General features: G+C 64.4%; 8 protein-coding genes. 6 read left to right on the top strand and 2 right to left on the bottom strand.

Annotated features, from left to right (window positions below; all coding sequences use genetic code 11):
- Positions 1-998 (top strand): autotransporter outer membrane beta-barrel domain-containing protein (locus tag GPL20_RS31930; protein WP_246251117.1); only part of this gene is annotated, 998 nt, incomplete at its 5' end.
- A gap of 1 nt (position 999) precedes the next feature.
- Here GPL20_RS31930 and GPL20_RS31925 read toward each other — a convergent pair.
- Positions 1,000-2,040 (bottom strand): LysR family transcriptional regulator, encoded by a 1,041-nt coding sequence (locus tag GPL20_RS31925; RefSeq protein WP_157335272.1) that lies wholly within the window; start codon positions 2,038-2,040, stop codon positions 1,000-1,002.
- Between the two features lie 77 nt (positions 2,041-2,117).
- Here GPL20_RS31925 and GPL20_RS31920 point away from each other — a divergent pair, with 77 nt between their 5' ends.
- The 5 genes from GPL20_RS31920 to GPL20_RS31905 all read left to right on the top strand — a co-directional run bounded on the left by GPL20_RS31920 (position 2,118) and on the right by GPL20_RS31905 (position 5,667).
- On the top strand, positions 2,118-2,729 hold the full coding sequence (locus GPL20_RS31920) for a hypothetical protein (RefSeq protein ID WP_157335269.1): 612 nt from the start codon (positions 2,118-2,120) through the stop codon (positions 2,727-2,729).
- On the top strand, positions 2,716-3,336 hold the full coding sequence (locus GPL20_RS31915) for a GNAT family N-acetyltransferase (RefSeq protein WP_157335267.1): 621 nt from the start codon (positions 2,716-2,718) through the stop codon (positions 3,334-3,336). The genes GPL20_RS31920 and GPL20_RS31915 overlap by 14 nt, the downstream gene beginning before the upstream one ends.
- 25 nt (positions 3,337-3,361) lie before the next feature.
- On the top strand, positions 3,362-3,925 hold the full coding sequence (locus GPL20_RS31910; protein ID WP_157335301.1) for an isochorismatase family protein: 564 nt from the start codon (positions 3,362-3,364) through the stop codon (positions 3,923-3,925).
- A 24-nt stretch (positions 3,926-3,949) separates the two neighbouring features.
- Positions 3,950-4,114: a hypothetical protein gene (locus tag GPL20_RS39060; RefSeq protein ID WP_167533305.1), complete on the top strand. Its 165-nt coding sequence runs from the start codon at positions 3,950-3,952 to the stop codon at positions 4,112-4,114.
- A 170-nt stretch (positions 4,115-4,284) separates the two neighbouring features.
- Positions 4,285-5,667, top strand: coding sequence for an aspartate aminotransferase family protein (locus GPL20_RS31905; protein WP_157335264.1), 1,383 nt, complete (start codon positions 4,285-4,287; stop codon positions 5,665-5,667).
- Positions 5,668-5,793: 126 nt separating this feature from the next.
- Here GPL20_RS31905 and rnd read toward each other — a convergent pair whose 3' ends face one another.
- On the bottom strand, positions 5,794-6,942 hold the full coding sequence (rnd, locus tag GPL20_RS31900; RefSeq protein ID WP_157335262.1) for a ribonuclease D: 1,149 nt from the start codon (positions 6,940-6,942) through the stop codon (positions 5,794-5,796).
- Positions 6,943-7,096: the final 154 nt, after the last annotated feature.

Below are 7,096 nucleotides of genomic sequence, written 5' to 3'. Positions count from 1 at the left end.
CGCCCACGCCGTCGCCGACCCCGGTCCCGCCGCCGACGGCGGCCCACTACGGCCAGTCGTCGGGCAACGCCATGCTCAACCTCGGCTCCGGGTTCCTGGAGCGGCTCGGCAACCAGGCCGCCAACGGCTTCAATCGATCGTTCCGGACCAATCCGGCAGGCGGCGGCGCGTCCGAGAGCGCGGAAGATCCGCGCTATCGCACCTGGTTCGAGGGCTATGGCATCTCGGTCCGCACCGATGCGCAGGGCGATTTCGTCGGTGACGAGCGCAAGACCTTTGGCGGCGTCGCCGGCTTCGGCGCGCGGCTCGCGCCGGGCGTCAATATCGGCTTCTCCGTCGATCAGAGTCACACCGACATCGATGTGCCGCTGGCGCTCCAGTCGGCCACGCTCGACCTGACCCAGGTCGGCTTCAACGGCTCCGTCGACAAGGGGCCCTGGACCTGGGCCTTTGCGGTGGTGCACGGTTTCGGCAAGGTCCGTTCCAGCCGCGACACCGGCCTTGGCCTTGCGACCGCAGGCTATCGCGCCGCGGTCGACGGCGCGCTGACCGAGGTCAGCTACTACTGGACCAAGGACCAGATGCGCATCGTTCCCAAGGGCGCGCTCGAATATGTGCGCGCCACCAGTGCTGCGTTCCAGGAGGCCGGCGGGCTCGATCCGCTCAATGTCGGCGCGACGGCGCTCTCACGCGCGCGCGTCATGATCGGGGCCGAGATCGGACGCTACTTCATCTTCGACCGGAAGATCCTGGACCTGTCCGCCTACGGCAAGTTCGTCGACAATTTCCATCAGGATCTCGGGTCGATCCAGGTCAGCCTGGGGACCCAGAGCATCGTCGTTCCCGGCATCGGCGAGAGCCGCTACGGCATGGATGCCGGCGCCTCGGCTTCGCTCAGCCTGACCAGCACCGCGCGGCTCTACGTCAACTACGACGGCAAGTTCCGCAACGAGCTGACGTCGCACCAGGGCACGGCCGGATTCGAATACCGCTGGTGACCTACGTCGGCGTCACCGCGACATAGCCGGTCAGCCCAAAACCCTCGCGCGCGGCCGTCATCATCGGCACCAGCGCATTCGGGTGGATGAACTCGTCGCGGAAACAGGGGTAGGTCCTGGGATCGAAAATCTTCTTGAGCCAGTCGACCACGATCTTGTGGCGCTCCGAGGCGCGGAACTCCTTGTGATAGGTGAGCCAGAGATCGGCGTGGTGGCTCACGCCGAGATCGACCGCAACGAGCCGTGCGCCGAGCGCGATCGACACGGTCGGCAGGAAGCCGATGCCGGCGCCGCGCTCGACCGCATAGAGCACGCCGACCGAGGAGTTGGTCTTGATCCCGACGATGCCCTCCAGCGACTTCAGTCCGAGTACGCGGGCGTAGGCGCCGTCATCGACCTGCGGCGCGCTCTGCTTGATGATGCGGTGGTCCTGCAAGTCGGCGAGCGTTGCCGGCACGCCGTAGAGGTTCTCGTACTCCTTCGAGACGAAGGGATAGATGTGCAGCCGACCGAGCTTGGCGACAATCAGATCAGGATTGGTCGGTGGCTCGAGCTGGATCGCAATGTCGGATTCAAGCCGTGCGACGTCGGCCTGCTCCATCGCGCAGCGCAGATCGACGGTGATCTTGCGATAGGTTTTCTGGAAGTCGATCAGTCGCGGCAGGATCCAGAAATTGCCGGGACCTTCCGTCACCGCGACGCGCACCGTACCTGCGGTGTCGTTCGACGAACGCGAGGCGCGACGGAAGACGTTGAAGGCATGACGCTCCATATGCGCGACGTCGGCGATCATCGCGGTGCCTTCATCGCTGAGTGTCAGCCCGCTCTGGTCGCGCAGGAACAGCTTGCAGCCGATGCTGTCTTCGAGCCGGTCGATCCTGCGCATCAGCGTGGTGGAAGTGAGACCGAGCTCCTCGGCGGCGTTGCGGAAACTTTTATATTTTGCGCACGCTAAAAACAATTTCAAATCGTCCCAGGACGCGCCCAGGGCTTCTTCACGGTGCTGCATCATCGCAGCACCCCGGTGCAATAACTGCTGCATACTCCTGATCCCCAACCGCTAAGCTCATCCTCATAGCGGGGTACGAAAGCCGCAAACGATAGAGGGGCAATACCGGTATGGAAAGGGGCTCGTTTGCCGCAAGGCATGATTTCGACGCGCTGCCGCTCAGTCCGGACGTCGACGTCCGTTGCGCGCAATTTTCCGAAATTGCCGCGCTTTCCGAAATGGCTCGCCGGCTGGTGCCTGGCGTGCAGATCGGAGCGGCCGAGCTTGCGAGATACTTCACCATCGATCCCCAGAGCATCCTGACCTTCAGCCGGAAGGGCAGACTCCTCGGCGGAATGGCCTTCCTGTTTCTCAACGAGCGCGGGCACGATGCGCTGCTGCTCGACGAGATCTGCCTCACCGCGCCAGAGATGCATTATCTTGCTTCCGCGAACGAAGACGTTGCGGCCATCTACATCTGGGCGATCGCGGCGACAGGACGCGGCATCGCTGGTCTCGGCAAGGCCGCGGCTCATCTGCGACAGGTAAGATTTCGCAATGCGGATTGCTATGCGCAGCCGTCAACCGTGGCCGGACGCGATATCATGAGGGCTACCGGCTTCGAGCCGGTTCCGAGCTTCCAGCCCGATCTGTGGTGTTACGAGCGCCCCTGGCATCGGCCGCCAATGCGCATGCCAGGCGCGATCATCCAAGCAAGGAGTTTAGCAGATGCACGGCACTAGGATTCCTCTCGCCAAGCCCGACTCCCGCGCCATCACGATCCGCCTCGCGCGCGATCCGAGCGACCTCATGCTGGTCACCGCCATTCGCTCCGCGGTCTATCTCGCCGAGCAGGATTGTCCGTTCGAGGAGGAGTTCGACGGCAACGACATGGTGGCCGCACATTTCATCGGCTATGTCGGCAACGAGCCTGCGGGCTGCCTGCGGGTGCGCTTCTTCGGCGACTTCGCCAAGGTGGAACGGCTCGCGGTGCGTCACCAATATCGGCGCTCGCGTGTCTCCTTCAAGCTGGTGCAGGCGAGCGTCGACTATGTGAAGCGCAAGGGGTTCCGCAAGATCTACGGCCAGGCGCAGGACCGCTTGGTCGACTTCTGGGCTCATTTCGGCGCCAAGCCGCTCGGCCACAACCGCAAGATCACCTTCTCGGATTTCTCCTACACGGAGATGCTGCTGGAGATCGAGCCGGGACCGGACGCCATCACGCTGGATAGCGATCCCTATGTGATCATCCGTCCCGAGGGCGATTGGGACCGGCCGGGCGTGCTCGACGCCTCGGCAGGGCGGGCGGTGACCTCGCCGCTGCGTGATCTCGCGCTTCCCGGTCACTGAAACTGGTGCAGCTCCGCGCAAGACAATGCTGGTCTCCATCCAAGACGATCCGCCGATCCTGGTCTGCGCAGATCTCCAGGTCGAATATCTCACCCAGGGGCGCCGCCACGTCATCCTCGACGGCGAGGCCGCTACTGCGCGCTGCCTGGAACTGCTGACGCTGTGGCGCAACAATCTCTGGCCGGTGATGCATCTGAAGCGCATCGCCCAGGCCGCCTGGTTCAATCCGGCATCCAGGCTGACCGATTGGATCGCCGAGACGAAGCCGCGGCCCGGTGAGATGACGTTCGAGCATCCGCTGCCATCCGCCTACAGCTCGCCGCGGTTCGTGGACTACATGTCCAATATCCGCAATGCGCGCTGTGTTCTGATCGGCTTTTCCCTTGATGAAACCATCCTGGCCACCGCGGTCGAGGGGTTTCATCGCAGCCATCGCTACCAGATCGTCGGCGATGCCGTGGCCTGCCGCCAACCCGGCGCCGGCGATGCCGCCGCCTACAAACATGCGGTAGTGAATGTCATCGGGAATTTTGCTACAATCCAATCCAGCGCCGAACTGATCAGAGCCAGCGGCGCCGTCGCGGTATAGGCGATCGGCGGATGGGGTGGGACATTGTCACGGGGAGAAAAGCTCAAGGAGCTGGTGAGCGACCTGTCGCGTGCCGCCGAGGCGGCGCGGCGGCTTGGTCTGCCCACGACGGTCTATCTGCTCTCGATGGCGCTCGTGGAGGTGCGGGAGGCCGCTACCGACGATGAGGATGACGACGGTGCGGCCTGAGAGCTGCGCCGTGTGCGGCTTTGTGCAACGCTGCTGAGCGCTTGCTGCCGTCGAATTGGCGTTGCAAGCTCCGTCTCATCGCAATAGCCAAGTAACTAGCCAAGTAACTCGATCACCAAGTGATGACGCTGAATGCGCCGGCGACGTCACGCCTTCAAGGATCCCTGCAAATGTCCATGCTGCCCAATTCGCAAGAGGCCCGGGATGTGGCCTACCAGCTCCATCCCTACACCAACGCGCGGACCCATCAGCAGGCCGGACCCCTGGTGATCGAACGCGGCGAGGGCCCCTATGTCTTCGACGCCGCCGGCAAGCGCTATTTCGAGGCGATGGCTGGCCTGTGGAGCGTCGGGCTCGGCTTCAACGAGAAGCGTCTGGTCGAGGCGGCGCACAGGCAGATGCAGGCGCTGCCGTTCTATCATACGTTCTCGGCCAAATCGCACGGGCCCTCGATCGATCTTGCCGAGAAGCTGGTTGCGCTCGCGCCGGTGCCGATGAGCAAGGTGTTCTTCACCAATTCCGGCTCGGAAGCGAACGACACCGTATTGAAGCTGATCGCCTACCGTTCCAACGCGCTCGGCCAGCCCCAGCGCAAGAAGGTGATCAGCCGCCTGCGCGCCTATCACGGCGTCACCATCGCGTCGGCAAGCCTCACGGGCCTGCCGAACAATCACCGCTCGTTCGACCTGCCGCTGCCGAACATCCTGCACACGGGCTCGCCGCATTTCTACAAGGACGGCGCGCCCGGCGAGAGCGAGGAAGCCTTTGCGACACGCCGGGCCGAGGAGCTCGACGCGCTGATTCAGAAGGAAGGACCGGACACGATCGCAGCCTTCTTCGGCGAACCGGTGATGGGGGCGGGCGGCGTGATCGTGCCGCCGGCGACCTATTGGGACAAGATCCAGAAGGTCCTGAAGAAGTACGACATCCTGCTGGTCGCCGACGAAGTCATCTGCGGCTTCGGCCGCACCGGCAAGATGTTCGGCTGCGAGACCTATGGCATCAAGCCGGATGCGATCGTGGTCTCCAAGCAGATCACGTCGAGCTATTTCCCGCTGTCGGCGATCATGCTGAACGACCGCATGTTCGAGCCGATCGCGGACGAGAGCAACAAGATCGGCGTGCTCGGTCACGGCTTCACCGCGGGCGGCCATCCCGTCGGCTCGGCCATCGCGCTCGAGAACTTGAAGATCATCGAGGAGCGCGGCCTGGTCGCGCATGCCGCCGAGCTCGGCGGCTACATGCAGGGCAAGCTGCGCGAACTCGCCAGCCACCCGCTGGTCGGCGAGGTTCGCGGCGTCGGCATGATCGCCGCGCTCGAACTGGTGCTCGACAAGGGACGCAAGACCGCGGCGGCGACACCCGGCGCCGTCGGCGGCATTGCCAGCCGCATGCTCCAGGAGCGAGGCGTGATCTCGCGCAACATGCTGGATGCCATCGCCATCTGCCCGCCGCTGATCGCCACCAAGACCCAGATCGACGAGCTGGTGGCGACGATTTCAGGCGTACTGGACGACATGAAGCCGGAAGTCGCGAAGCTGACGCCGGCGTAGGGAGACGCCGGCGCGTCAAATTCCGTCATTGCGAGCCAACGGGTCCGCGCGAAGCGCGGCCCCGTTGGCTCGCAATGACGACGTGGTTGGCATAGCGCCAGCCATAGTTCGCGCGTTCGTAGCGGCCTACGCCCGCTGAACCCCGACCACGCGACCCTTCTCGATCGCCAGCGCCAGCTCGCCGCGCTTGAGCTTCAGGGCGGCATCGCCGAACAGCTCGCGGCGCCAGCCGCGCAAGGCCGGCACGTCCGCCTCGTCGTCGGCCGCGATCTCTTCGAGATCGTCGACGGTGGCGATCACCTTGCTCGCCACTGCATGGCGTTCGGCGGTCATCCGCAGCAGCACCTTCAACAGCTCGACGATGGCCGCGCCGTTGGAATTGTTGCGCGGCTTCTCCAGCTTCGGCAGTGTCGAGAAATCCCGCGCCAGCCCGCGCTCCACGGCGGCGACGATGTCCGCGCCCCATTTGGATTTCTCAAAACCCTTCGGCACGGAGCGCAGATGCGCGAGCTTCTCCAGCGTGTTCGGCGCATGCGTTGCGATGTCGGTGATCGCCTCGTCGCGCAGCACCCGGCCGCGCGGCACGTCGCGGCTCTGCGCTTCCTGCTCGCGCCAGGCGGCAACCTCCATCAGCACCGCGAGGTCCTTGGGCTTGCGCACCCGCGTCTTCAGCCGCTCCCAGGCGCGCTCGGGGTGGAAGTCGTAGGTCCGGGGCGAGGTCAGGACCTCCATCTCGATGGAAACCCATTCGCTGCGGCGGCGCTTCTTCAGGTCGGCGTCGAGCGCGGCGAACACATCGCGCAAGTGCGTGACGTCCGAGACCGCGTAATGCATCTGCTCCTTGGTCAGCGGCCGGCGCGACCAGTCGGTGAAGCGATGGGTCTTGTCGGGGCGGTGGCCGGTGACTTTCTCGACCAGCGCGTCATAGGCGATGCTGTCGCCATAGCCGAGCACCATCGCGGCGACCTGGGTGTCGAACACCGGGTGCGGGATGATGTTGGCCTGGTGCCAGATGATCTCGATGTCCTGGCGGGCGGCGTGGAACACCTTCAGCACGCTCTCGTTGGCCATCAGCTCGAAGAACGGCTTGAGGTCGATGCCCTCGGCCAGGGTGTCGATGACGACGGCTTCCTCGGCGCTGGCCATCTGCACCACGCACAGCAGCGGGTAATAGGTGGTCTCACGCAGGAACTCGGTATCGACGGTGATGACGGGGTGCTTGGCCAGTCGGCTGCAGGCAGCCGCAAGGTCAGCGGTGGTGGTAATCAAATCCATGAACGGCCCATGACACGTACATCAGCCGTTCCGCCGAAAGCGCTGTGATGTCAAGGGGCTCGATGCGAATTCGAGCCTTGCATTTGGGCCGGAATCGACCCCATCCGACGAAAATCCTATTCGTAGCGGATTCGCTGCGAAGATTTCCGGGCGC

It is taken from the genome of Bradyrhizobium cajani (assembly GCF_009759665.1).
Taxonomy (GTDB): Bacteria; Pseudomonadota; Alphaproteobacteria; order Rhizobiales; family Xanthobacteraceae; genus Bradyrhizobium; species Bradyrhizobium cajani.
The sequence above is the reverse complement of the archived record's forward strand: the minus strand, read 5'-3'. Positions and strand labels throughout refer to the sequence as shown.